This window comes from Dechloromonas denitrificans (genome assembly GCF_001551835.1).
Classification (GTDB): domain Bacteria; phylum Pseudomonadota; class Gammaproteobacteria; order Burkholderiales; family Rhodocyclaceae; genus Azonexus; species Azonexus denitrificans.
On sequence record NZ_LODL01000005.1, the window covers coordinates 201,073 to 221,675 of the forward strand.

The following is a 20,603-nucleotide window of genomic DNA, read 5'->3' on the forward strand; positions in this document are numbered from 1 at the left end:
AAAATCGGGGTGGGACTGATTCCACCCCATCGCTCTTTGGAAGCCAAAAATGCAAAGCCAGAAAATCCGTATCCGTCTCAAGGCCTTCGACTATCGTCTGATCGATCAATCTGCTCAGGAAATTGTTGAAACCGCCAAGCGTACCGGTGCCGTCGTTCGGGGTCCTGTGCCTCTGCCGACGCGTAAGCAGCGTTTCGATATCCTGCGCTCGCCGCACGTGAACAAGGCTTCCCGCGATCAGTTGGAAATTCGTACCCATCTGCGTTTGATGGATATCGTTGATCCGACCGACAAGACGGTTGATGCCCTGATGAAGCTGGACCTCCCGGCTGGCGTCGACGTCGAAATCAAGTTGCAGTAATTAAGGGTTGCGGATATAATCCGCGCCTTTCGGGGGTGGCCGGTGACGGCTGCCCATTTGTTGTTTTACATCGACCGGCCAATCGCAGCCGGCGGTGAGGAGAATAACCATGAGTCTAGGCCTTGTTGGTCGCAAGGTTGGCATGACTCGCATTTTTGCCGAGGATGGCGCGTCCATTCCGGTAACTGTGCTTGACGTGTCAAACAACCGCGTGACCCAAGTCAAAACGCCGGAGATCGATGGCTACGCAGCCATTCAGGTCGCATTCGGCAAACGCCGTGCCTCTCGTGTTTCCAAGCCCATTGCTGGCCATTTGGCCAAGGCGGGTGTGGAGGCCGGGCACGTCCTCAAGGAATTCCGTATCGATGCTGATCAGTTGGCCTCTTTCAAGGCGGGTGATCAGGTTGCTGTCACGATTTTTGCCGAAGGGCAAAAAGTCGACGTGACCGGCACGTCCATCGGTAAGGGTTTTCAGGGTGGCATCAAGCGCCATAATTTTAGTTCCCAGCGTGCTTCGCACGGTAACTCGGTGTCGCATAACGCACCGGGCTCTATCGGTATGGCGCAGGATCCGGGTCGTGTTTTCCCGGGTAAGCGCATGGCTGGCCATCTCGGTGATGTGCAGTCCACTACGCAGGGCTTGGTAATTGTACGTGTCGATTCCGAGCGTCAATTGCTGCTGGTTCGTGGCGCCGTTCCGGGTGCCAAGGGCGCTGACGTAGTTGTGCGTCCGGCAGTCAAGGCTTAAGGGGGCGACATGGAACTCAAGGTAATTAACGAGCAAGGCCAGGAGTCTGCCAAGTTGCAGGCGTCCGATGTGCTGTTTGGTCGTGACTTTAATGAAGCGCTGGTTCATCAGATCGTGGTGGCTTATCAAGCCAATGCGCGTTCCGGTGATCGTCAGCAAAAAGATCGTTCGGAAGTTCGTCATACGACGACCAAGCCGTGGCGCCAGAAGGGTACGGGTCGTGCTCGTGCCGGTAGCAATGGCAGCCCGTTGTGGCGTGGGGGTGGTCGCACTTTCCCGAACTCTCCGGAAGAAAATTTCAGCCAAAAGGTTAACAAGAAGATGTTCCGCGCCGGCATGGCTGCGATTCTCTCTGAGTTGGCCCGTCAAGACCGCCTCGTTGTGGTCGATGATCTGGCTGTCGATGCGCCGAAGACCAAGTTGTTCTCTCAGAAGCTGAAGAACATGGGTCTGGAAGGTAATCTTCTGGTTGTTACGGACGCGCTGACCGAGAATCTCTATCTCTCGTCGCGCAATCTGCCCAATGTTCTGGTGCTCGAAGCCCAAGAGGCTGACCCGGTTTCGCTGGTTCGCTTCGCCAAGGTGCTGGTTACCAAGAGCGCGGTGGCTAAGTTCGAGGAGATGTGGGGATGAATCAACAACGTCTGATGCAAGTTCTGCTTGCTCCGCAAATCTCCGAGAAGGCAACCTACGTCGCCGAGAAGAATGAGCAAGTCATCTTCCGTGTGGCAACCGATGCTACCAAGCCGGAAATCAAGGCTGCGGTTGAGTTGCTCTTCAAGGTTGAGGTTGAGTCTGTTCAGGTCGCCAACGTCAAGGGCAAGGTTAAGCGTTTCAAAGGTACGGTCGGGCGTCGCAAGGGCTGGAAGAAAGCCTATGTCTGTCTCAAGGCTGGCCAGGAAATCAATTTTGTTGAAGGGGGGGCTGCCTAATGGCACTCGTTAAAGTCAAGCCGACTTCCCCGGGTCGTCGTGCCGTTGTCCAGGTCGTCAATCCCAATCTGCACAAGGGCAAGCCTTTTGCGGCGCTGGTTGAGGCCAAGTCCGGTAACGCTGGCCGTAACAACAATGGTCGCATTACTGTCCGTCACCAAGGTGGTGGGCATAAGCAGTCCTATCGCGTCATCGACTTCAAGCGGACCAAGGACGGTATTCCGGCCAAGGTTGAGCGTCTCGAGTATGACCCGAACCGCACGGCAAATATTGCATTGCTCTGCTATGCCGATGGTGAGCGTCGCTACATCATTGCCAACAAGGGCATGGTGGTTGGTCAGCAGGTGATGAGTGGTTCCGAAGCGCCGATCAAGTCGGGCAACGCGCTGCCGATCCGCAATATTCCGGTCGGTACGACCATTTGCTGCGTTGAAATGCTTCCGGGCAAGGGCGCTCAGTTGGCTCGCTCGGCAGGTACTTCTGTTCAGTTGCTGGCTCGCGAAGGTATCTACGCCCAGGTTCGCCTGCGCTCCGGTGAAGTTCGTCGTGTGCATGTCGAATGCCGTGCAACCATCGGCGAGGTAGGTAACGAAGAGCACAACCTGCGCAAGTACGGCAAGGCAGGTGCTATGCGTTGGCGTGGTATTCGCCCGACCGTGCGTGGTACTGCCATGAACCCGATCGATCACCCGCATGGTGGTGGTGAAGGTCGTACTGGTGAGGGTCGCGTACCTGTCAATCCGTGGGGGCAGCCGACCAAGGGTTACCGTACCCGCAGCAACAAGCGCACGAATAGCATGATCGTGTCGCGCCGTCATAAGCGTTAAGGGGTAGGAAATGGGACGTTCTCTGAAAAAGGGCCCGTTTGTAGATGCGTACCTGATCGACAAAGTCGAAGCGGTCCGTGCTACTAGCGACAAGCGCCCGATCAAGACCTGGTCGCGTCGTTCGACGATCCTCCCCGAGTTTATCGGTTTGACGATCGCCGTTCACAATGGCAAGCAGCATATTCCGGTTTTTGTTACCGAGAATATGGTCGGTCACAAGCTTGGCGAGTTTTCGCTGACCCGTACGTTCAAGGGTCACACCGCCGGCAAGAAGGCCAAGAAGTAAGGAGCTGACATGGAAACTCGTGCAAGTTTGCGGGGCGTACGCCTCTCTGCGCAAAAAGGTCGCCTGGTGGCTGATCTGGTGCGCGGCAAGCCGGTCGGTCAGGCTCTAAACATCCTGGCCTTCTCCCCGAAAAAAGGGGCAGGTATCGTCAAGAAGGTTCTCGAGTCGGCAATTGCCAACGCGGAACACAATGACGGTGCTGATATCGACGAATTGAAAGTTAAGATCATTTACGTCGAAAAAGGCATGGTGCTGAAGCGCTTTACGGCGCGCGCCAAGGGTCGTGGCAATCGGATCATCAAGCCGACCTGCCATATTTATCTGACCGTTGGTAACTAAGGAAGAGCCATGGGACAGAAAATTCATCCGACTGGCTTCCGCCTGGCAGTCACCAAGAACTGGAGTTCGCGTTGGTATGCTGCCAGCAAGGACTTCCCCGGCATGTTGAATGAAGATGTCAAGGTCCGCGAGTATCTGAAGCGGAAATTGGCGCATGCCTCTGTTGGTCGCGTTCTTATCGAGCGTCCGGCCAAGAATGCCCGTGTTACGATCTATTCGGCTCGTCCGGGTGTCGTAATCGGCAAAAAGGGCGAGGATATCGAACAGCTGCGTACGGACCTTCAGCGCATCATGGGCGTTCCTGTTCATGTGTCGATCGAAGAAATTCGTAAGCCGGAAATCGATGCTCAGCTGATCGCTGACTCGATCGCTCAGCAACTCGAAAAGCGGATCATGTTCCGTCGCGCCATGAAGCGCGCGATGCAGAATGCGATGCGCCTTGGCGCCCAAGGTATCAAGGTGATGAGCGCCGGTCGTCTGAACGGTGCTGAAATCGCCCGTAGCGAGTGGTATCGCGAAGGTCGCGTGCCGCTTCATACGCTGCGTGCGAACATCGATTATGCAACCTCTGAAGCTCTGACCACCTACGGCATCATCGGTATCAAGGTCTGGGTTTACAAGGGTGACATGCTTGATCGTGGCGAACAGCCGGAAGCGGTTGAGCCAGCTGGCGATGATCGCAAGCCGCGCCGTGCCCCGGGTAAGCCCGAGGGTGATCGTCCGCGTACCCGTACGGTGAAAAAGCCGGAAGGCGAGGGCGCTCCGGCCAAGCGAGTAAGAAAGGCAGGTGCCTAAATGTTGCAACCAAATCGTCGCAAGTTCCGTAAGGAGCATAAGGGCCGTAATGAAGGTCTGGCGACCCGTGGTACGAAGGTTTCGTTTGGCGAATGGGGTCTCAAGGCCACCGGTCGTGGTCGTTTGACTGCGCGCCAGATCGAAGCAGCTCGTCGTGCGATGACCCGTCACATCAAGCGTGGCGGCCGCATCTGGATCCGTATCTTCCCGGACAAGCCGATTTCCAAAAAGCCGGCCGAAGTTCGTATGGGTAACGGTAAAGGTAACCCGGAGTATTGGGTAGCCGAAATCCAGCCGGGCAAGGTCCTGTATGAGATGGATGGTGTTAATGAAGCGCTGGCTCGCGAGGCGTTTGCTCTCGCTGCTGCCAAGCTGCCGATTGCCACCACCTTCGTGACTCGTCATCTGGGGTAATCATGAAAGCTAGTGAACTGAGAACCAAGAGCGTGGACGAGCTCAATAAGGAATTGCTGGACCTTTTGAAGGCCCAGTTCGGTCTGCGTATGCAGCTTGCTACCCAGCAACTGTCCAATACCAGCCAAATGTCCAAGGTGCGCCGTGACATCGCTCGCGTTCGCACGCTTATCCGTGAAAAGGCGGTGCAGCAATGAGCGAAACCACCAGCATCAAACGCACTCTTATCGGTCGCGTTGTGAGCGATAAAATGGACAAGACTGTTACCGTCCTGGTCGAACGTAAGGTCAAGCACCCGATGTACGGCAAGGTAATGGTTCGTTCCAAGAAGTACCACGCCCACAATGAAGGTAATTCGGCGAAGGCCGGTGATCTCGTCGAGATCGTCGAAACGCGCCCGGTTTCCCGCACCAAGACCTGGGCGGTCACCACCGTTCTGCAAAAGGCTATCGTTGTATAACGAAAGTTTTTGAAAACACTTGCGTGACACAAAAAGAAGCCGGTATAATCCGGCTTCTTTTTTGTTGGCAGTCGTCCTGGCGGCCGGCAAAGTTGTTCGACCCGTACGGGTTCCAAGACTGACCGCCTAGGCGGGTTAAGTTGGAGTTAATTTAAATGATTCAGATGCAGACGACTCTGGACGTCGCCGATAACACCGGTGCTCGTTCAGTAATGTGTATCAAAGTGCTCGGTGGTTCCAAGCGCCGCTATGCTGGCATTGGTGACATCATCAAGGTCAGCATTAAAGATGCTGCGCCGCGTGGCCGTGTTAAGAAGGGTGATGTATATAACGCCGTGGTGGTTCGTACTGCCAAGGGTGTTCGTCGTCCGGATGGTTCGCTGGTTCGCTTTGATGGCAATGCCGCAGTTCTTCTCAACAACAAGCTCGAGCCGCTCGGCACGCGCATCTTTGGCCCGGTGACCCGCGAATTGCGCACCGAGCGCTTCATGAAGATCGTGTCCCTGGCTCCTGAAGTGCTGTAAGGGACGCGTGATGGAAAAGATTCGTAAAGGCGACGAAGTCGTCGTGATTACCGGTAAAGACAAGGGCAAGCGCGGCACTGTGCTGCTCCGTGTTGATGAAGAGCATGTTGTGGTTGAAGGTGTCAATCGTGCCAAGAAGCACGTTAAGCCGAATCCTGTAAAGGGTGTGGCTGGTGGCATCGTCGATAAGGATATGCCGATTCATCTCTCCAACGTTGCGTTGTTTAATCCTGCTACCAAGAAGGCTGACCGTGTCGGCTTCAAGGCGCTCGATGACGGTCGCAAGGTTCGCGTGTTCAAGTCGAACGGCGAACTGGTAAACGCTTAAGGGGTAGACATGGCGCGTTTGCAGCAGTTTTACAAAGAAACCGTCGTTGGCGACATGACCAAGCAGTTTGGTTACAAGTCGGTGATGGAAGTGCCGCGTATCACCAAGATCACTCTGAATATGGGTGTTGGTGAGGCTGTGGCTGACAAGAAAGTGCTTGAGAATGCCGTTGGCGACATGCAGAAGATTGCAGGTCAAAAGCCGGTGACGACCAAGGCTCGCAAGTCTATCGCTGGTTTCAAGATTCGCGATGGCTATCCGATTGGTTGTATGGTTACCTTGCGTGGTCCTCGCATGTTCGAGTTCCTTGATCGCCTGGTTACCGTCGCGCTGCCGCGTGTTCGCGACTTCCGTGGTATTTCTGGCAAGGGTTTTGATGGCCAGGGTAACTACAATATGGGTGTCAAAGAGCAGATCATTTTCCCGGAAATCGAGTACGACAAGATCGATGCTCTTCGGGGTATGAATATCAGTATCACAACGACCGCGAAGACCGATGGCGAAGCGAAAGCTCTGCTGGCCGCGTTCAAGTTCCCGTTCAAGAATTGAGGCAATCATGGCAAAACTTGCTCTGATCAACCGTGAAGAGAAGCGCCGCAAAATGGTCGCGCAGTACGCGAAGAAGCGTGCGGCCCTGGAGGCGATCATCACTGACGAAAGCCTCTCTGACCAGGAGCGTTACGACGCCCGTCTGAAGATTCAGGCCCTGCCGCGCAATTCGAGCCCGTCCCGTCTGCGCAATCGTTGCCAGCTGACCGGTCGTCCGCGTGGTGTTTTCCGTAAGTTCGGTCTGTGCCGTAACAAGATTCGTGAGCTCGCATTCAATGGCGAAATCCCGGGTATTGTTAAGGCCAGCTGGTAAGAGGAGATTCAGAAATGGCTATGAGCGATCCGATCGCGGACATGCTGACTCGCATGCGCAACGCCCAGCTCGCCGAGAAGGCGTCTGTCTCCATGCCGTCTTCCAAGCTCAAGGTGGCAATCGCTGCCGTGCTCAAGGATGAAGGTTACGTTGATGATTTCGCAGTTCGTCAGGCTGATGGCAAGCCGACCCTCGAAATTGCACTCAAGTATTACGCCGGTCGCCCGGTTATTGAGCGCATCGAGCGTGTTTCGAAGCCTGGTCTGCGGATTTACAAGGGCTGTGAAGATATTCCTCGTGTCATGAATGGTCTTGGTGTGGCGATTGTGTCCACTCCCAAGGGCGTTATGACTGATCGCAAGGCTCGTGCCAGCAAGGTTGGCGGCGAAGTCTTGTGTATCGTGGCATAAGGAGGGAATTCATGTCTCGTATTGGTAAGAATCCCGTTGTTCTTCCGGCTGGCGTTGAAGTTTCGGTTGGTGAGCAGATTGTTGTCAAAGGCCCGTTGGGTGTTTTGAAAACTGCCGCTCATCCTTCGGTTACGGTCGCCGTTGAAGGGCAAAACGTTCAGGTTTCCAAGGTTGCTGGTGCTGACAACGCGTCCGCCATGTGGGGCACCATGCGTGCCAACCTCAACAACATGGTTACCGGCGTCTCCAAGGGTTTTGAGAAGAAGCTGCAGCTAGTTGGCGTGGGTTACCGCGCCCAGGCTCAAGGTGATACCTTGAATCTCTCGCTCGGTTTTTCTCACCCGGTGGCGCACAAGATGCCTGTTGGTGTGAAAGTCGAATGTCCGACCCAAACCGAAATCCTGATCAAGGGTTCGGATAAGCAACAGGTCGGCCAGGTTGCAGCCGAAGTTCGCGCATACCGGAAGCCGGAGCCCTATAAGGGCAAGGGCGTTCGTTACGCGGACGAAGTGGTTGTTATCAAGGAAACCAAGAAGAAGTAAGGGTGGCATATGTTTAACAAGAAACAAGCGCGTCTGCGCCGCGCCCGCCAAACCCGGGCCAAAATCGCCGAGCTCAAGGCTGTGCGCTTGTGCGTTAATCGCACGAACTGCCACATTTACGCCCAGATCATTTCGCCCTGTGGCGGCAAGGTTCTGGCTTCGGCTTCCACGCTGGAAACGGGCATCCGCAGCGATGTCCCGAACGGCGGTAACAAGGCTGCTGCCACTACTGTTGGCAAGCTGATCGCCGAACGCGCCAAAGCGGCCGGTATTGAGCAGGTGGCTTTTGATCGTTCCGGTCTTCAGTACCACGGTCGTGTTCAGGCGCTGGCTGAAGCTGCGCGTGAAGCCGGTCTGAAGTTCTGATCGCCGAAAAGGATAAGGTTAGAAAATGGCTAAACCTGAAAGAAACAAGAAGCCGCAACAGGCTGAAGAGCGCGATGATGGCATGCGCGAAAAGATGGTTGCGGTTAATCGCGTCACCAAGGTGGTTAAGGGCGGCCGTATCCTCGGTTTCGCTGCATTGACCGTCGTTGGTGATGGTGATGGCGGTATCGGCATGGGCAAGGGCAAGTCCCGCGAAGTGCCGGTTGCTGTTCAGAAGGCAATGGAAGAGGCTCGTCGTAAGATGGCCAAGGTCAGCCTGAAGAGCGGTACCGTGCATCACACGGTGATGGGTCGCCACGGTGCAACGACCGTGATGATTCAGCCAGCCCCGGAAGGTACTGGCATCATCGCCGGCGGCGCAATGCGTGCTGTCTTCGAAGTTGTTGGCGTCACCAACGTGGTGGCCAAGGCTCACGGCTCCACCAATCCCTACAACATCGTGCGTGCCACCATCGACGGTTTGTCGAAGGTGAATACGCCGGCCGAAATCGCCGCCAAACGCGGTCTTTCGGTTGATCAGATCCTGGGGTAAGTCATGGCTGACAAGAAAATCACAGTGAAGCTCGTCAAGAGCATCATCGGGACCAAGCAGGATCATCGCGCTACCGTGCGTGGTCTGGGTCTGCGCAAGCTGAACAGCTCTGCTGAGCTCCTGGATACGCCGGCTGTTCGCGGCATGATCCAGAAGGTCCAGTACCTGGTTAAGGTTGAGGGTTAAACCATGCGTCTTAATACGATTAAGCCGGCTGAAGGCTCCAAGAAGGCTGCCAAGCGTGTTGGTCGCGGTATTGGGTCCGGTCTCGGCAAAACCTGTGGTCGCGGCCACAAGGGTCAGAAGTCCCGTTCCGGCGGCTTCCACAAGGTTGGCTTCGAGGGCGGTCAAATGCCGCTGCAGCGTCGTCTGCCGAAGCGCGGTTTCAATTCCCTGACCCGTGCTCGTAACTACGAAGTTCGTCTGACTGACCTGGATCGTCTGCCGATCGATGAAATCGATTTGCTGGCTCTCCAGGCAGCCGGGATTGTCCCGGGCGACGCATTGTCCGCCAAGGTCATCCTGGCTGGCGCAATCACCCGCAAGGTGGTTCTCAAAGGCGTTGGTGCCACCAAGGGTGCCAAAGCAGCGATTGAAGCCGTTGGCGGCTCCATCGCCGAGTAAGAACACGAAAGGTCTGAACGTTGGCAGCTAATCCCAATACCGTTGGCAAAGGTGGCAAATTCGGCGATTTGAAACGCCGTTTGTGGTTCCTTGTCGGTGCGCTGGTCGTCTATCGCATTGGCGCGCATATCCCGGTTCCCGGGATTGACCCCAACGTTCTTTCCGATCTGTTCAATTCGCAGAAGGGTGGCATCCTTGGCATGTTCAACATGTTCTCGGGTGGTGCCCTGTCGCGTTTCACGATTTTTGCATTGGGGATCATGCCTTATATTTCGGCATCGATCATCATGCAGTTGATGAGTGTGGCCAGTCCGCAGCTTGAGGCTCTCAAGAAAGAGGGCGAAGCAGGACGGCGCAAGATCACTCAGTACACCCGTTACGGCACGCTTGCCTTGGCCCTCTTTCAAGGGTTGGGTATCGCCGTTGCGCTGGAGGCCCAGCCTGGTCTGGTTTTGGACCCCGGCTTTCTGTTCCGTCTGACCACGGTCACTACGCTTGTCACCGGGACGATGTTCCTGATGTGGTTGGGTGAACAAATCACCGAGCGTGGTCTGGGCAACGGTATTTCGATCATCATCTTTGGTGGCATCGCAGCCGGATTACCGAATGCTATCGGCGGACTGCTCGAGTTGGTCCGGACCGGGGCAATGCATCCGCTGACGGCTCTGGTGATCTGTGTTCTGGTCGCCTTGGTTACCGCTTTTGTGGTGTTCGTTGAACGTGGTCAGCGCAAGATTCTGGTTAATTACGCCAAGCGCCAGGTTGGCAACAAGATTTATGGCGGGCAGAGTTCGCATCTGCCGCTGAAGTTGAATATGTCAGGCGTCATCCCGCCCATTTTTGCGTCATCTATCATCCTGTTCCCGGCGACGGTGGCTGGCTGGTTCGGTTCGGGTGAATCGATGCGCTGGTTGAAGGATGTTGCCGGTACCCTTGCTCCAGGGCAGCCGATTTACGTGATGCTCTACGCAGCAGCGATTGTCTTTTTCTGTTTCTTTTATACCGCCCTGGTCTTCAACTCCAAGGAAACGGCCGATAACCTGAAAAAGAGCGGTGCATTCGTGCCGGGTATTCGCCCGGGTGAGCAGACTGCACGCTATATCGACAAGATTCTGATGCGCTTGACGCTGATCGGTGCGGCCTATATCACCGTGGTTTGTCTGCTCCCGGAGTTCTTGATTCTGAAGTGGAATGTCCCTTTCTATTTCGGCGGTACCTCGCTGTTGATTATCGTGGTCGTAACCATGGACTTCATGTCGCAGGTTCAGGCTTATGTTATGTCGCACCAGTATGAAAGTCTCTTGAAGAAAGCTAACTTCAAGGGGTCCCCGATGATCAAGTAACTTGTAGTCATGGCTAAAGAAGATTACATCGAGATGCTGGGAGAGGTTGTTGAAAACCTCCCGAACGCAACCTTCAAAGTCAAGTTGGAAAACGGGCACATAGTGCACGGGTTTATTTCCGGAAAAATGCGGATGCATTACATTCGCATCCTGCCCGGGGACAAGGTAACCGTGCAACTGACCCCATACGATTTAAGCAAGGCGCGGATTGTTTTCCGCGCCAAGTAAAAAGTTCTCTACGCAATAAACCGCAGGGCAAGGAAACACGGCTGCTTCCGAGCCCTCGCAGACGAGGAGTGAAACATGAAAGTGCAACCTTCAGTGAAGCGCGTGTGCCGCAATTGCAAAGTAATCCGTCGCAAGGGTGTCGTTCGCGTCATTTGCAAGGATCCGCGTCATAAGCAGCGCCAGGGTTAATTTCCTGGCGAGTCTGGCATTCGTTAATTTTCGAAATATTGGAGTGATTCAATGGCCCGTATTGCAGGGGTAAACATTCCGAACCATCAGCATGCAGAAATTGCCCTGACGGCGATTTTTGGCATCGGCCGTACCCGCGCACAGAAAATCTGTGATGCGGCCGGTATCGTTCGTACCAAAAAAATGAAAGATCTGTCCGATGCGGACATGGATCGTTTGCGTGATGAAGTGGGCAAATACACCGTAGAAGGTGATTTGCGCCGTGAAGTCACGATGAACATCAAGCGTCTGATGGACCTCGGTTGCTACCGTGGTCTGCGCCATCGCAAGGGCCTGCCCTGCCGTGGTCAGCGCACCCGTACCAATGCACGTACCCGCAAGGGCCCGCGCAAGGCCATCGCTGGCAAGAAGTAATAGGGACAGAACATGGCAAAGACTGCTACCAAAGTTCGCAAAAAGGTTAAAAAGAACGTTGCTGAGGGCATCGCCCACATCCACGCTTCGTTCAATAACACCATCATTACCATTACTGATCGCCAGGGCAACGCACTGTCTTGGGCTACGTCCGGTGGTGCCGGCTTCCGCGGTTCGCGTAAGTCCACCCCGTTCGCCGCTCAGGTGGCAGCGGAAGCTGCCGGCAAGGCAGCTCAGGAATGTGGCGTCAAGAACCTGGAAGTTCGCATCAAGGGCCCCGGTCCTGGTCGTGAATCATCTGTCCGCGCACTCAACGCGCTGGGCATGAAGATCACCGCGATTTCCGACGTGACGCCGGTGCCGCACAACGGCTGCCGCCCGCCCAAAAAGCGCCGCATCTAAGGAGAAAGACAAGTGGCTCGTAATCTCGATCCGAAATGCCGTCAGTGCCGCCGCGAAGGCGAAAAGCTGTTCCTGAAGGGCGAAAAGTGTTTTACCGATAAGTGCGCCATCGAGCGCCGCTCGTACGCGCCTGGCCAGCATGGCCAGAAGTCCGGTGCCCGTCTTTCCGACTACGGCGTTCACCTCCGCGCCAAGCAGAAGATCCGTCGCGTCTATGGCGTTCTCGAAGGCCAGTTCCGCAAGACCTTTGCCGAAGCTGACCGCCGCAAGGGCCAGACTGGTGAAAACCTGCTGCAACTGCTCGAAGCCCGTCTGGACTCCGTCGCTTACCGCATGGGTTTTGGTGCTTCGCGCACCGAGTCACGCCAAGTGGTTCGCCACAACGGCGTTCTGGTTAACGGCAAGCGCGTTAACATCCCGTCCTTCCTCGTCAAGCCGGGTGATGTTGTCCAGCTGACCGATCGCGCCCGCGCATCCCTGCGTTGCAAGGCCGCTCTCGAAGCAGCCGAGTCGCGTGGCTTCCCGGAATGGGTTGCTGTGGACACCAAGGAAGGCAAGGGCACGTTCAAGGCTATGCCGCAGCGCTCCGAGCTGCCGTCGACCCTGAACGAAGGTCTCGTCATCGAACTTTACTCGAAGTAATCACTGAGCAGAGGAATTTAGCCCATGCAAAACAGTGGACTTCTGAAACCCCGCATTATCGATGTGCAGAGTGTTTCGCCCGTGCAAGCCAAGGTCGTCATGGAGCCGTTCGAACGCGGCTATGGTCACACTCTTGGCAACGCGCTGCGTCGCATTCTGCTCTCTTCAATGCCGGGTTACGCGCCGACTGAAGTCGGTATCGAAGGTGTGCTTCATGAGTACTCCACCGTTGATGGCGTTCAGGAAGATGTCGTCGACATCCTTTTGAACCTCAAGGGTATTGTGTTCAAGCTGCATAACCGCGATGTGGTAACGCTCAATCTGGTCAAGGAAGGTGAAGGCGTCGTTCGTGCCGGTGATATTGAATTGCCGCATGACGTTGAAATCATCAATCCGGAACATGTTGTCGCTCACCTCTCTCCTGGCGGCAAGCTCGCCATGGAAATCAAGGTTGAGAAGGGTCGTGGTTACGTGCCCGGTAACATGCGCAATCTGGGCGACTCCAAGACCATTGGTAAGCTCGTGCTTGATGCCTCGTTCAGCCCGATTCGTCGCGTCGCTTATGCAGTTGAAAGCGCCCGCGTTGAGCAACGTACCGACCTGGACAAGCTGATTGTCGACATCGAAACCAACGGCGTTGTCGAGCCGGAAGAAGCCATCCGTTACGCTGCACGCGTACTGATGGAACAACTTTCCGTGTTCGCCGACCTGGAGGGTACCGCTCCTGTGGCCGAGGCTTCCAAGCCGGCCCAGGTAGACCCGGTTCTGCTCCGCCCGGTAGATGACCTTGAACTGACGGTTCGTTCTGCGAACTGCCTGAAGGCCGAGAACATCTATTACATCGGCGATCTGATTCAGCGTACCGAGAATGAACTTCTCAAGACCCCGAACCTGGGTCGCAAGTCGCTGAACGAGATCAAGGAAGTATTGGCCGCACGCGGTTTGACGCTCGGCATGAAACTGGAAAATTGGCCGCCCGCCGGTCTGGAAAAGGTCTAAGGACCTTTTTCAGCTCGGGCAGTCAAGGGACGCCTGCAGAACATAGAAAGGATTAACCATGCGTCACCGCAATGGACTTCGCAAACTGAACCGTACCAGCAGCCATCGCCTCGCGATGCTGCGCAACATGACTGTTTCTCTTCTCCGTCACGAGGCCATCAAGACCACCGTGCCGAAGGCCAAGGAACTGCGCCGTGTTGTCGAACCGATGATTACCCTCGGCAAGAACCCGACCCTGGCCAACAAGCGTCTGGCATTTGACCGCCTGCGCGATCGCGAGATCGTCGTCAAGCTGTTTGCCGAGCTGGGTCCGCGTTACAACGCCCGTCCGGGTGGCTACCTTCGCATTCTGAAGTGTGGCTTCCGCGATGGCGACAACGCACCGATGGCTTTCGTCGAACTGGTTGATCGTCCGGAGCCTACCGAGGCTGTGGAAGTGGACGAAGCTGCTGAATAAGCTGCTTACGTTTTAAGAAAAGGCCGGGATTTCCCGGCCTTTTTCTTTTGGATTGAGATTTATTCGAAAGCTTTGTCGTTCGGGGCGCTATATAGCGCCTTCATTTCGTCGGACAGCGGCATGTTCAGATTCAGGCCCTTCGGCGGAATCGGTGCCATGAACCACTTGGCGTAGATCTTTTCGGCATCGCCCGAGGTCATCGCCTTGGTCAGCGCTGCATCGACCACCTTCTTGAAGGCCGGGTCGTCCTTGCGCAGCATGCAGCCGTAGGCTTCCTTCGATTGGGCGGTGCCTACCACGACCCAGTCGGCCGGCTTCTTGGCTTTGGCCATTTCGCCGTAGAGCAGCGCATCGTCCATCATGAAGGCGACGGCGCGGCCGGTTTCCAGGGTCAGGAAGGCTTCGCCGTGGTCCTTGGCGGAAATGACGCTCATACCCAGCTTCTTCTCTTCATTCATCTTGCGCAGCAGACGCTCGGAGGTGGTGCCGGCGGTGGTGACGACGTTCTTGCCGGCGAGGTCGGCGAAGTCGTTGATGCCGGCCGTCTTCTTGGTCATCAGGCGGGTGCCGATGACGAAGATGGTGGTCGAGAAGCCGACCTGCTTCTGGCGCTCGAGGTTGTTGGTGGTCGAGCCGCATTCGATATCGACCGTGCCGTTCTGGACCAGTGTGATGCGGTTGGCCGAGGTGACCGGCATCAGCTTGATGTCGATCTTGGCCAGCTTCAGTTCGTTCTTGATGCCTTCGACGGCTTTCAGCATCAGTTCGTGCGAGTAGCCGATGACCTGCTGCTTGTCGTCGTAGTAGGAGAACGGAATCGAGGATTCACGGTGACCCAGCGTGATCGTGCCGGTGTCCTTGATCTTTTTCAGGGTGGCCGACTCCTGCGCCTGGGCCGGCGTGGCACTGAAGGTGGCGGCGATGAGGGCGGCGGCGGCAAGTTTGCTGAAATGCATGGTCAATCTCCTTCGGGGTCAGGGGCAATCGATGATCATCAGGGAAATATCGTCGGCGGCGACTGTGCCTTCGCGGTGCTTGGCGAGGGCGTTGTCGATTTCGGTAAAACGGTTGCTGGGCGAGGTATTGGCCGCGGCCGTGGTCAGGCCGGCGAGCCCGAACTGTATGCCTTGCCGGTTGTTGGCTTCGAGCAGCCCATCCGAGCACAGCACGATCTGGCTTTCCGGGCTCCAGGTGAAGGCGACCGGGTGGCAATCCATTTCGGCGTTGTCGACGATACCCAGCGGCAGGTTGGCGGAAGGGAAGACTTTTTCGCTGCGTCCCCAGCGGTCGAACAGGAAGGCCTCGGGCGTGCCGCCGACCCAGATTTCGCCGGTGCGGGTGATTTCGTCGAGGCAGACCAGCGAGGCGGCGACGAAGCGGCCGACCGGCATCGATTCCTTGAGTTGCTGATTCAGTTCGAGCACGATCTCGCGCACCGAATGATTGCGCCGGGCGAGCCGATAGAAAATGGCCAGCACCGGCAGCACGCTGATCGCCGCCGTCAGGCCGTGGCCGGTGGCGTCGGCGAGCAGGGCGAAGCAGCGGCCTTCCGGCGAGCGACTGGCGGCGACGATGTCGCCACTGAAGTTCTCGGCGGCGATCACCTTGTAACGCAGGCGGCTGTCCTTCAGACCACTGCGATGCAACTGCTTTTCCATCAGCTTCATGGCCAGTTGCTGTTCACTTTGCGTCTGGTCGTAATAGGCCTGGAGCTGGCGGGCATTGTCGCGCAGCTTCTGCTCGGCCTGTTTTTGCGCCGAAACGTCGCGCAGGACGCCGATGAACATCCGCTTGTTGTCGAGGGTGATCTCGGTGACGCCGATGGTGACCGGGAAGCGGTGGCCATCCTTGCGCAGGCCTTCGAGTTCCCGCTCCTGGCCGATGGCCTTGGCGGTGCCGCCGTTCAGATAGTTGCTGATATAGCTGCCGTGGCCCGCCTGATAGGGCGCCGGCATCAGCATCTCGATGCCCTTGCCTTCCATCTCGACCGTGCTCCAGCCGAAAATGCGCTCGGTAGCACGGTTGACCGTGGCAATGATGCCATGTTCGTCGATGGTGACGATGGCATCGAGGACATTGTCCGAAATGGCCTGGACCCGGCGCAGCGAGTCGATCGCCTGTTGCTGCATGTTCAGCGAGCGCTGCACCGAGCGCAGCTTGGCTTCGAGGACGACGAAATTGACCGGCTTGGTCAAGTAATCATCGGCCCCGGCATCGAGGCCCTCGACCAGGTTCTCGTCGCGGTTCAGCGCCGACAGGAAAATGATCGGCGTCCACCGTTCGCTGTTCAGGCCCTTGATCCGCCGGGCGGCTTCGAAGCCGTCCATGACCGGCATCATGATGTCGAGCAGGATCAGGTCCGGGGCGTCGGCCTCGAAGCGGCGCACTGCCTCTTCGCCGTTTTCGGCGAGGATCACTTCATGCCCGAGTTTCTTCAGGAAGACCTGCAGGATGTGCAGGTTGGTGCGGTTGTCATCGACCGCCAGCACCTTCATTTTGTTCGTGGCCAGACTCATGTTCGGCAGGGGGCCTTAGCGCGTGTGGGGAGCGGTGACAATGGTGGCGACGGCAACATTGCCGCAGCCCTCGTAGGCAATATTGGCGAAGCTCATCAGCCGGGCCAGCGCGATGCCCCGCCCGTTCGGGTCGCAGACACGCTCGGGGGAGAGTTCGAGATAGTTCTGCCAGGCAAAGCCATCGCCCTCGTCGGCGATGCGCAGGGTGATGCGGTCAGCGCTGCGCTCGAAGCTGACCTTGACCCGTTTGTCACGATAGGCCGGCAGCGCGCTGCGCCGGTCGATCTCGGCTTGCCAGCGCTCTTCGCGTTTGAGTTGTGATTTCTCGGTATAGCTCAGGCCGAGGTTGCCATGCTCGACGGCGTTGATCAGCAGTTCGGAGATGCCGAGCACGGTGGTCTCGGCATTCGGGCAGGCCTGGGCGAGGAAGGAAGCGAGCTGGCCAGCCTCTTCGATGCTGCGGATGGTGAATTCGCCACGACTGAGAAACTGCAGCGAATTGATGTGTTCGTGCAGCCGGCGGCGTAGCGAGTCGCGCGTCTTGGCGTCGGACAGGGCGGCATGCACGATGGCGAACAGGGCGTCGCGTTGGTAGGGCTTGGTCAGGTAGTAATAGGCCCCGGCTTCCAGCCCTTCGCGGATTTCGCTGGCCGAATTGGCTGCCGTCTGCAGGATGACCGGGATGTCGGCCAGGCGGGGATCGCTCTTGATGCGGTGGAGCAGGCCGATGCCGTCGAGTCCCGGCATCATCCGGTCGAGCAGCACGACATCGAAATGTTGGCCGGCATCGCGCAGGATCCGCCAGGCCTCCTCGCCGCCATCGGCCGTGCGCAGCGTGAAGGACGGTTCGCTTTCGAAGTATTCACCGAGGATTTCGAGGTTGAGGCCCTCGTCGTCTACAACCAGTACGCGCGCTTCATTCATCGTGGTCCGATGACTCCATCCTGATATTGAGTGGCAGGGTGACGGTGAAGCAGGCGCCGCTGCCAGCGTTGTTTTCGGCGGCAATCGTACCACGGTGCTGGAGAACAATCTCCCGACTGATTGCCAGTCCCAGGCCGGTGCCGCCGGCTCCGGTCTTGGTGGCGCTGCTCTGTACGAACTTGTCGAAAATGCTGTGCAATTCGTCCTGCGGAATGCCGATGCCGGCGTCGCTGAAACTGATGGCCAGGGCCGGCTGGTTTTTGCCATTTTCAGTCGGTCGACCGCAGGGCAGTTCAGCGGCAGCGAGATGGATCCGGATGGTGCCCTGGTCGGGCGAGAACTTGATGGCATTGGAGAGCAGGTTGTGGAAGACCTGGGCGATCCGTTCCGGGTCGCCGACCAGATCGGTCTGCAGCGTGTCGTAGCTGATTTCCAGGCTGAGCTGGCGGGGCTGCATCAGCGATTCAAGATGGGCGGCGGTGTGGCGGAGCAGGGCAAGGACGTCGATCGGCACCGCGTTCAGTGCCATGCGCCCGGCTTCGAGTTTGGCCAGATCGAGCAACTCGTTGATCAGGCCAAGCAGCCGCCGGGCACTTTGGCCGATGCGGTTGAAATACTGGGCCATCTTGGTTTGATTGCCGGCCTCGGCCCGATCTTCGCCCAGCTCGGCAAAGCTCAGGATGGCATGCATCGGCGTGCGCAGTTCGTGCGACATGTTGGCGAGGAATTCGGATTTGGCGACATTGGCCGCCTGCGCTTCATGCAGTGCGACGTCGAGTTGCTGGGTGCGCTCGGCGATCAGTTCCTGCAGGTGGTCGCGATGTTGTTCCAATTCCTGTTCGGCCCGTTTCTGTTCGGAAACATCGACCGCGATGCCCAAGTAGCCGATGATCTTTCCGGCACCATCGCGCTGGGTGGTAACCACTAGATTGACGCTCAGTTGCCGGCCATCCTTGCGGACATAGGTCCAATCGTGCTGATCCGGGTTGCCGTCGCGGGCCTTGGCGACGAAGGTCTCGAAGCCGCTGACCGGATAGCCCAGTTTGCGGCTCAATTCGCTGTTCCGGGCAGCGACTTCCGATGGCAGATGGATCAGTTGCGGCGTCTGCCGGCCGACCATTTCGTCTGCCGTGTAGCCCAGCATCTTTTCGGCGCCGCGGTTGAAAATGGTGATCAGCCCTTCCGGGTCGCAGGCAATGATCGCCACCTCGGTCGCCGCATCGAGTACCGCCTGTTTCATCTGGTCGGCCGCCTTGATTGCCATTTCCGCCCGGTGCAATTCGGTGACGTCGGTCAGCGTGGTGATCAGGAAAGGTTCGCCCTCCGGATTCTGGGCCTGGGCGATGCGGGCAATCAAACGGTGACGGGTTTGATCCGGGCTGTCGAATTCGAAGCTGAGTGGCTCGCAGGCGCCCGAGGCGAGGGCCCGTTCGCTGGCGCCGAGCAGGCGGCGCTGGTCGGCGGCCGAAATGCCGGCGAAATCGGGCCAGAAGCGGGTCAGCAAGTCGCGTTCCGGGGTGCCGAGCAGGGTGCAGAAGGCATCGTTGACCATTTGCAGCTTGCGCCGCTCATCTTGGACAAAAAGCGGCAGCGGCGTCGCCGCGATCGACGTCGCGAGCAGGCGGCGCAGGCGCTCCAGGCGGGCCTCGGCGTTCTTCTTCTCAGTAATGTCGGAAACCGAGCCGGCGATGCGGATCGCCCGCCCCGCCGGATCGCGGATGGCCTCGCCGCGCGCCCTGATCCAGGCGCTGTCACCGTTCGTCTTGTCGATACGCAGTTCGATGTCGAAGGGTGCGTTTTCCCGCAAGTGGCGACGCAGCGCGGCGTTGTGGCGCTCGATGTCTTCCGGATAAATACACTCGGTATAGCGGCTGAGCTGCTGGGGCGGCTGGTCGCGGGGGAAACCGAAAATTTCGGCCATCCGGTCCGAGATGTATTCCTCGCCGGTTTGCAGGTTCTGGTCCCACAGGCCGTCGTTGGTGCCGGCCGTAGCCAGCCGGATGCGCTCCTCGGAACGGCGCAGCTCGGCCGTAATCCGGCGGGCGTAATGCTCGGCCCGTTCGCGGTGGGTGGTCAGGTAAAAGACGAGCAGGGCGAACAGGACGCTACCACCCAGGCCGCTGACCAGGATCAGGCGGGCGGCGTCAAAGCCGCTGCTGTCTTGCTGCGTCGGGCGCGGGCGGTAGTGCAGCACCCAGTTGCGACCGCCGAAATCGATTTCGTGATGAAAGATCGGTGCGTTGGCCGTGGCGGGCAAATCCGGTGCCGAATCGAAAATCAGGGCCGGCGGCTGGGCGATGGCCGAGCGGCTATTGCTGCCTTCGTCGAAGATCTGGATGGCAAACTGGCTGTTGAAGCCGAGGTTCAGGGAAGCCAGGAAGGCGTCGGTGTGATAGGCGTTGAGGACGACGCCGCTAAAGGCCCGTCGGCGTTCCTCGACATTGCCGAGCGGCATGCCGGGCTGGTAGATCGCATGCAGCAGCATGAAACCGGGGCGGCGGGTCTTCTCGTCGGAGAGCAGCGTGATGCGTCCGGACATCGCAACGTCGCGGCTGGCGATGGCGATGTCGACCGCTTCGCGGCGGACGGCTTCGGAGAGCAGGTTGAAACCAAGCGCCTGCTGCGAGGTCGGGGTGTCTGGTGCAACAAAAGTGACCGGAACGGCCAGGTTGTCGCCGGGCGGCGGGAAAATGGTGAAATTGCTGCGGTCGACCTGCTGGCGCTGGCCAAAAACGAAGGCGGCCCGTTGGCTGGAGGCGACGGCCGGCGCATAGGCGAAGGCGAGCAGGCCGTTCAGGTTGCGCGAGATGTCGATTTCGTTGGTGTAACGGCGCCAGGCCTTGAGATCCTGGCTGACGTTGGCGGCGGCAAAGGCGGACAGCGAGCGAAGAAACTGGGCGTGCAGTTTCAGGCGGTCGCGCAGTTCGGCCGTATGCGCAGCGCTGTCGCGCAGGCCGGCAAAGTCGGCCGCCTCGAGTTGGGCCAGGCTCTGCCAGCGCCAGGCGCCGACGGTGCCGGCGGCGAGCAGCACGAAGACCAGGACCGGCAGCAGCCAGCGCGAGCCGGGAAGTGCGGTGAGCGTCGATGGCGGGCGGGGTTCAGGCATGGACAGGCGAGC

General features: G+C 57.9%; 33 protein-coding genes. 29 read left to right on the forward strand and 4 right to left on the reverse strand.

The window, feature by feature from the left end:
* Positions 1-49 precede the first annotated feature (49 nt).
* The 29 genes from rpsJ (at position 50) to rplQ (ending at position 14,045) form a co-directional block, all read left to right on the forward strand.
* Positions 50-361: a 30S ribosomal protein S10 gene (rpsJ, locus tag AT959_RS01855; protein WP_028994183.1), complete on the forward strand. Its 312-nt coding sequence runs from the start codon at positions 50-52 to the stop codon at positions 359-361.
* Positions 362-470: 109 nt separating this feature from the next.
* The gene (gene rplC, locus AT959_RS01860) at positions 471-1,109 is read left to right on the forward strand and encodes a 50S ribosomal protein L3 (protein WP_066879983.1); all 639 of its coding nucleotides are present in this window, start codon (positions 471-473) and stop codon (positions 1,107-1,109) included.
* A 9-nt stretch (positions 1,110-1,118) separates the two neighbouring features.
* Complete coding sequence (gene rplD, locus AT959_RS01865; protein ID WP_066879984.1) at positions 1,119-1,742, forward strand: 50S ribosomal protein L4; 624 nt, start codon at positions 1,119-1,121, stop codon at positions 1,740-1,742.
* The gene (gene rplW / locus AT959_RS01870) at positions 1,739-2,041 is read left to right on the forward strand and encodes a 50S ribosomal protein L23 (RefSeq protein WP_083518147.1); all 303 of its coding nucleotides are present in this window, start codon (positions 1,739-1,741) and stop codon (positions 2,039-2,041) included. The genes rplD and rplW overlap by 4 nt, the downstream gene beginning before the upstream one ends.
* Complete coding sequence (gene rplB, locus AT959_RS01875; RefSeq protein ID WP_066879985.1) at positions 2,041-2,868, forward strand: 50S ribosomal protein L2; 828 nt, start codon at positions 2,041-2,043, stop codon at positions 2,866-2,868. The genes rplW and rplB overlap by 1 nt, the downstream gene beginning before the upstream one ends.
* 10 nt (positions 2,869-2,878) lie before the next feature.
* Positions 2,879-3,154 carry a 30S ribosomal protein S19 gene (gene rpsS / locus AT959_RS01880; RefSeq protein ID WP_066879986.1) on the forward strand — a complete coding sequence of 92 codons (276 nt, stop codon included), beginning with the start codon at positions 2,879-2,881 and terminating at the stop codon, positions 3,152-3,154.
* A 9-nt stretch (positions 3,155-3,163) separates the two neighbouring features.
* The gene (gene rplV / locus AT959_RS01885; RefSeq protein WP_066879987.1) at positions 3,164-3,493 is read left to right on the forward strand and encodes a 50S ribosomal protein L22; all 330 of its coding nucleotides are present in this window, start codon (positions 3,164-3,166) and stop codon (positions 3,491-3,493) included.
* Positions 3,494-3,502: 9 nt separating this feature from the next.
* Positions 3,503-4,288 (forward strand): 30S ribosomal protein S3, encoded by a 786-nt coding sequence (rpsC, locus tag AT959_RS01890; protein ID WP_066879988.1) that lies wholly within the window; start codon positions 3,503-3,505, stop codon positions 4,286-4,288.
* On the forward strand, positions 4,289-4,702 hold the full coding sequence (rplP, locus tag AT959_RS01895; protein WP_028994191.1) for a 50S ribosomal protein L16: 414 nt from the start codon (positions 4,289-4,291) through the stop codon (positions 4,700-4,702). It abuts the gene before it with no gap.
* Positions 4,703-4,704: 2 nt separating this feature from the next.
* Complete coding sequence (rpmC, locus tag AT959_RS01900; protein WP_027456670.1) at positions 4,705-4,899, forward strand: 50S ribosomal protein L29; 195 nt, start codon at positions 4,705-4,707, stop codon at positions 4,897-4,899.
* Complete coding sequence (rpsQ, locus tag AT959_RS01905) at positions 4,896-5,162, forward strand: 30S ribosomal protein S17 (protein ID WP_066879989.1); 267 nt, start codon at positions 4,896-4,898, stop codon at positions 5,160-5,162. Before rpmC ends, rpsQ begins: the two co-directional genes overlap by 4 nt.
* 155 nt (positions 5,163-5,317) lie before the next feature.
* Positions 5,318-5,686, forward strand: coding sequence for a 50S ribosomal protein L14 (gene rplN, locus AT959_RS01910; protein ID WP_066879990.1), 369 nt, complete (start codon positions 5,318-5,320; stop codon positions 5,684-5,686).
* Between the two features lie 10 nt (positions 5,687-5,696).
* Positions 5,697-6,014, forward strand: coding sequence for a 50S ribosomal protein L24 (gene rplX / locus AT959_RS01915; RefSeq protein WP_066879991.1), 318 nt, complete (start codon positions 5,697-5,699; stop codon positions 6,012-6,014).
* 9 nt (positions 6,015-6,023) lie between these two features.
* Positions 6,024-6,563 carry a 50S ribosomal protein L5 gene (gene rplE / locus AT959_RS01920; protein WP_066879992.1) on the forward strand — a complete coding sequence of 180 codons (540 nt, stop codon included), beginning with the start codon at positions 6,024-6,026 and terminating at the stop codon, positions 6,561-6,563.
* A gap of 7 nt (positions 6,564-6,570) precedes the next feature.
* A complete protein-coding gene (gene rpsN / locus AT959_RS01925; protein WP_066879993.1) occupies positions 6,571-6,876 on the forward strand; it encodes a 30S ribosomal protein S14 in 306 nt (101 codons plus the stop codon).
* 14 nt (positions 6,877-6,890) lie between these two features.
* Positions 6,891-7,286: a 30S ribosomal protein S8 gene (gene rpsH, locus AT959_RS01930; protein ID WP_066879994.1), complete on the forward strand. Its 396-nt coding sequence runs from the start codon at positions 6,891-6,893 to the stop codon at positions 7,284-7,286.
* Positions 7,287-7,297: 11 nt separating this feature from the next.
* Positions 7,298-7,828, forward strand: coding sequence for a 50S ribosomal protein L6 (gene rplF / locus AT959_RS01935; RefSeq protein WP_066879995.1), 531 nt, complete (start codon positions 7,298-7,300; stop codon positions 7,826-7,828).
* Positions 7,829-7,837: 9 nt separating this feature from the next.
* On the forward strand, positions 7,838-8,194 hold the full coding sequence (rplR, locus tag AT959_RS01940; protein WP_066879996.1) for a 50S ribosomal protein L18: 357 nt from the start codon (positions 7,838-7,840) through the stop codon (positions 8,192-8,194).
* A gap of 25 nt (positions 8,195-8,219) precedes the next feature.
* Positions 8,220-8,747 (forward strand): 30S ribosomal protein S5, encoded by a 528-nt coding sequence (gene rpsE / locus AT959_RS01945; RefSeq protein WP_066879997.1) that lies wholly within the window; start codon positions 8,220-8,222, stop codon positions 8,745-8,747.
* Between the two features lie 3 nt (positions 8,748-8,750).
* Positions 8,751-8,933 carry a 50S ribosomal protein L30 gene (gene rpmD, locus AT959_RS01950; protein ID WP_066879998.1) on the forward strand — a complete coding sequence of 61 codons (183 nt, stop codon included), beginning with the start codon at positions 8,751-8,753 and terminating at the stop codon, positions 8,931-8,933.
* Between the two features lie 3 nt (positions 8,934-8,936).
* Positions 8,937-9,371: a 50S ribosomal protein L15 gene (gene rplO, locus AT959_RS01955; protein WP_066879999.1), complete on the forward strand. Its 435-nt coding sequence runs from the start codon at positions 8,937-8,939 to the stop codon at positions 9,369-9,371.
* A 20-nt stretch (positions 9,372-9,391) separates the two neighbouring features.
* The gene (gene secY / locus AT959_RS01960) at positions 9,392-10,714 is read left to right on the forward strand and encodes a preprotein translocase subunit SecY (RefSeq protein ID WP_066880000.1); all 1,323 of its coding nucleotides are present in this window, start codon (positions 9,392-9,394) and stop codon (positions 10,712-10,714) included.
* A 9-nt stretch (positions 10,715-10,723) separates the two neighbouring features.
* Positions 10,724-10,942: a translation initiation factor IF-1 gene (gene infA, locus AT959_RS01965; RefSeq protein ID WP_066880001.1), complete on the forward strand. Its 219-nt coding sequence runs from the start codon at positions 10,724-10,726 to the stop codon at positions 10,940-10,942.
* 75 nt (positions 10,943-11,017) lie between these two features.
* On the forward strand, positions 11,018-11,131 hold the full coding sequence (gene rpmJ, locus AT959_RS20195) for a 50S ribosomal protein L36 (protein WP_028994206.1): 114 nt from the start codon (positions 11,018-11,020) through the stop codon (positions 11,129-11,131).
* A 51-nt stretch (positions 11,132-11,182) separates the two neighbouring features.
* On the forward strand, positions 11,183-11,545 hold the full coding sequence (rpsM, locus tag AT959_RS01970; protein WP_066880002.1) for a 30S ribosomal protein S13: 363 nt from the start codon (positions 11,183-11,185) through the stop codon (positions 11,543-11,545).
* A gap of 12 nt (positions 11,546-11,557) precedes the next feature.
* A complete protein-coding gene (gene rpsK / locus AT959_RS01975; protein WP_066880003.1) occupies positions 11,558-11,947 on the forward strand; it encodes a 30S ribosomal protein S11 in 390 nt (129 codons plus the stop codon).
* Between the two features lie 12 nt (positions 11,948-11,959).
* Positions 11,960-12,589, forward strand: coding sequence for a 30S ribosomal protein S4 (gene rpsD, locus AT959_RS01980; RefSeq protein WP_066880004.1), 630 nt, complete (start codon positions 11,960-11,962; stop codon positions 12,587-12,589).
* A 24-nt stretch (positions 12,590-12,613) separates the two neighbouring features.
* Positions 12,614-13,588 (forward strand): DNA-directed RNA polymerase subunit alpha, encoded by a 975-nt coding sequence (locus AT959_RS01985; protein ID WP_066880005.1) that lies wholly within the window; start codon positions 12,614-12,616, stop codon positions 13,586-13,588.
* Positions 13,589-13,646: 58 nt separating this feature from the next.
* On the forward strand, positions 13,647-14,045 hold the full coding sequence (gene rplQ / locus AT959_RS01990; protein ID WP_066880007.1) for a 50S ribosomal protein L17: 399 nt from the start codon (positions 13,647-13,649) through the stop codon (positions 14,043-14,045).
* 59 nt (positions 14,046-14,104) lie between these two features.
* Here the strand turns inward: rplQ and AT959_RS01995 are convergent, their stop codons facing one another.
* The 4 genes from AT959_RS01995 to AT959_RS02010 are packed head-to-tail and all read right to left on the reverse strand — an operon-like array spanning position 14,105 to position 20,591.
* Positions 14,105-15,001: a glutamate/aspartate ABC transporter substrate-binding protein gene (locus tag AT959_RS01995; protein WP_066880009.1), complete on the reverse strand. Its 897-nt coding sequence runs from the start codon at positions 14,999-15,001 to the stop codon at positions 14,105-14,107.
* Positions 15,002-15,019: 18 nt separating this feature from the next.
* On the reverse strand, positions 15,020-16,561 hold the full coding sequence (locus AT959_RS02000) for a SpoIIE family protein phosphatase (RefSeq protein WP_066880011.1): 1,542 nt from the start codon (positions 16,559-16,561) through the stop codon (positions 15,020-15,022).
* A gap of 15 nt (positions 16,562-16,576) precedes the next feature.
* The gene (locus tag AT959_RS02005; protein ID WP_066880013.1) at positions 16,577-17,485 is read right to left on the reverse strand and encodes an ATP-binding response regulator; all 909 of its coding nucleotides are present in this window, start codon (positions 17,483-17,485) and stop codon (positions 16,577-16,579) included.
* Entirely contained in the window at positions 17,478-20,591 is a 3,114-nt protein-coding gene (locus AT959_RS02010) for a PAS domain S-box protein (protein WP_066880015.1), read from the reverse strand. Before AT959_RS02010 ends, AT959_RS02005 begins: the two co-directional genes overlap by 8 nt.
* Positions 20,592-20,603 lie beyond the last annotated feature (12 nt).

Excerpts from the sequence above, each read along its gene's own strand:
- rpsJ (WP_028994183.1), top strand. The coding sequence starts at position 50 with ATGCAAAGCCAGAAAATCCGTATCCGTCTCAAGGCCTTCGACTATCGT.
- rplC (WP_066879983.1), top strand. The coding sequence starts at position 471 with ATGAGTCTAGGCCTTGTTGGTCGCAAGGTTGGCATGACTCGCATTTTT.
- rplD (WP_066879984.1), top strand. The coding sequence starts at position 1,119 with ATGGAACTCAAGGTAATTAACGAGCAAGGCCAGGAGTCTGCCAAGTTG.
- rplW (WP_083518147.1), top strand. The coding sequence starts at position 1,739 with ATGAATCAACAACGTCTGATGCAAGTTCTGCTTGCTCCGCAAATCTCC.
- rplB (WP_066879985.1), top strand. The coding sequence starts at position 2,041 with ATGGCACTCGTTAAAGTCAAGCCGACTTCCCCGGGTCGTCGTGCCGTT.
- rpsS (WP_066879986.1), top strand. The coding sequence starts at position 2,879 with ATGGGACGTTCTCTGAAAAAGGGCCCGTTTGTAGATGCGTACCTGATC.
- rplV (WP_066879987.1), top strand. The coding sequence starts at position 3,164 with ATGGAAACTCGTGCAAGTTTGCGGGGCGTACGCCTCTCTGCGCAAAAA.
- rpsC (WP_066879988.1), top strand. The coding sequence starts at position 3,503 with ATGGGACAGAAAATTCATCCGACTGGCTTCCGCCTGGCAGTCACCAAG.
- rplP (WP_028994191.1), top strand. The coding sequence starts at position 4,289 with ATGTTGCAACCAAATCGTCGCAAGTTCCGTAAGGAGCATAAGGGCCGT.
- rpmC (WP_027456670.1), top strand. The coding sequence starts at position 4,705 with ATGAAAGCTAGTGAACTGAGAACCAAGAGCGTGGACGAGCTCAATAAG.
- rpsQ (WP_066879989.1), top strand. The coding sequence starts at position 4,896 with ATGAGCGAAACCACCAGCATCAAACGCACTCTTATCGGTCGCGTTGTG.
- rplN (WP_066879990.1), top strand. The coding sequence starts at position 5,318 with ATGATTCAGATGCAGACGACTCTGGACGTCGCCGATAACACCGGTGCT.
- rplX (WP_066879991.1), top strand. The coding sequence starts at position 5,697 with ATGGAAAAGATTCGTAAAGGCGACGAAGTCGTCGTGATTACCGGTAAA.
- rplE (WP_066879992.1), top strand. The coding sequence starts at position 6,024 with ATGGCGCGTTTGCAGCAGTTTTACAAAGAAACCGTCGTTGGCGACATG.
- rpsN (WP_066879993.1), top strand. The coding sequence starts at position 6,571 with ATGGCAAAACTTGCTCTGATCAACCGTGAAGAGAAGCGCCGCAAAATG.
- rpsH (WP_066879994.1), top strand. The coding sequence starts at position 6,891 with ATGGCTATGAGCGATCCGATCGCGGACATGCTGACTCGCATGCGCAAC.
- rplF (WP_066879995.1), top strand. The coding sequence starts at position 7,298 with ATGTCTCGTATTGGTAAGAATCCCGTTGTTCTTCCGGCTGGCGTTGAA.
- rplR (WP_066879996.1), top strand. The coding sequence starts at position 7,838 with ATGTTTAACAAGAAACAAGCGCGTCTGCGCCGCGCCCGCCAAACCCGG.
- rpsE (WP_066879997.1), top strand. The coding sequence starts at position 8,220 with ATGGCTAAACCTGAAAGAAACAAGAAGCCGCAACAGGCTGAAGAGCGC.
- rpmD (WP_066879998.1), top strand. The coding sequence starts at position 8,751 with ATGGCTGACAAGAAAATCACAGTGAAGCTCGTCAAGAGCATCATCGGG.
- rplO (WP_066879999.1), top strand. The coding sequence starts at position 8,937 with ATGCGTCTTAATACGATTAAGCCGGCTGAAGGCTCCAAGAAGGCTGCC.
- infA (WP_066880001.1), top strand. The coding sequence starts at position 10,724 with ATGGCTAAAGAAGATTACATCGAGATGCTGGGAGAGGTTGTTGAAAAC.
- rpmJ (WP_028994206.1), top strand. The coding sequence starts at position 11,018 with ATGAAAGTGCAACCTTCAGTGAAGCGCGTGTGCCGCAATTGCAAAGTA.
- rpsM (WP_066880002.1), top strand. The coding sequence starts at position 11,183 with ATGGCCCGTATTGCAGGGGTAAACATTCCGAACCATCAGCATGCAGAA.
- rpsK (WP_066880003.1), top strand. The coding sequence starts at position 11,558 with ATGGCAAAGACTGCTACCAAAGTTCGCAAAAAGGTTAAAAAGAACGTT.
- AT959_RS01985 (WP_066880005.1), top strand. The coding sequence starts at position 12,614 with ATGCAAAACAGTGGACTTCTGAAACCCCGCATTATCGATGTGCAGAGT.
- rplQ (WP_066880007.1), top strand. The coding sequence starts at position 13,647 with ATGCGTCACCGCAATGGACTTCGCAAACTGAACCGTACCAGCAGCCAT.
- AT959_RS01995 (WP_066880009.1), bottom strand. The coding sequence starts at position 15,001 with ATGCATTTCAGCAAACTTGCCGCCGCCGCCCTCATCGCCGCCACCTTC.
- AT959_RS02000 (WP_066880011.1), bottom strand. The coding sequence starts at position 16,561 with ATGAGTCTGGCCACGAACAAAATGAAGGTGCTGGCGGTCGATGACAAC.
- AT959_RS02005 (WP_066880013.1), bottom strand. The coding sequence starts at position 17,485 with ATGAATGAAGCGCGCGTACTGGTTGTAGACGACGAGGGCCTCAACCTC.
- AT959_RS02010 (WP_066880015.1), bottom strand. The coding sequence starts at position 20,591 with ATGCCTGAACCCCGCCCGCCATCGACGCTCACCGCACTTCCCGGCTCG.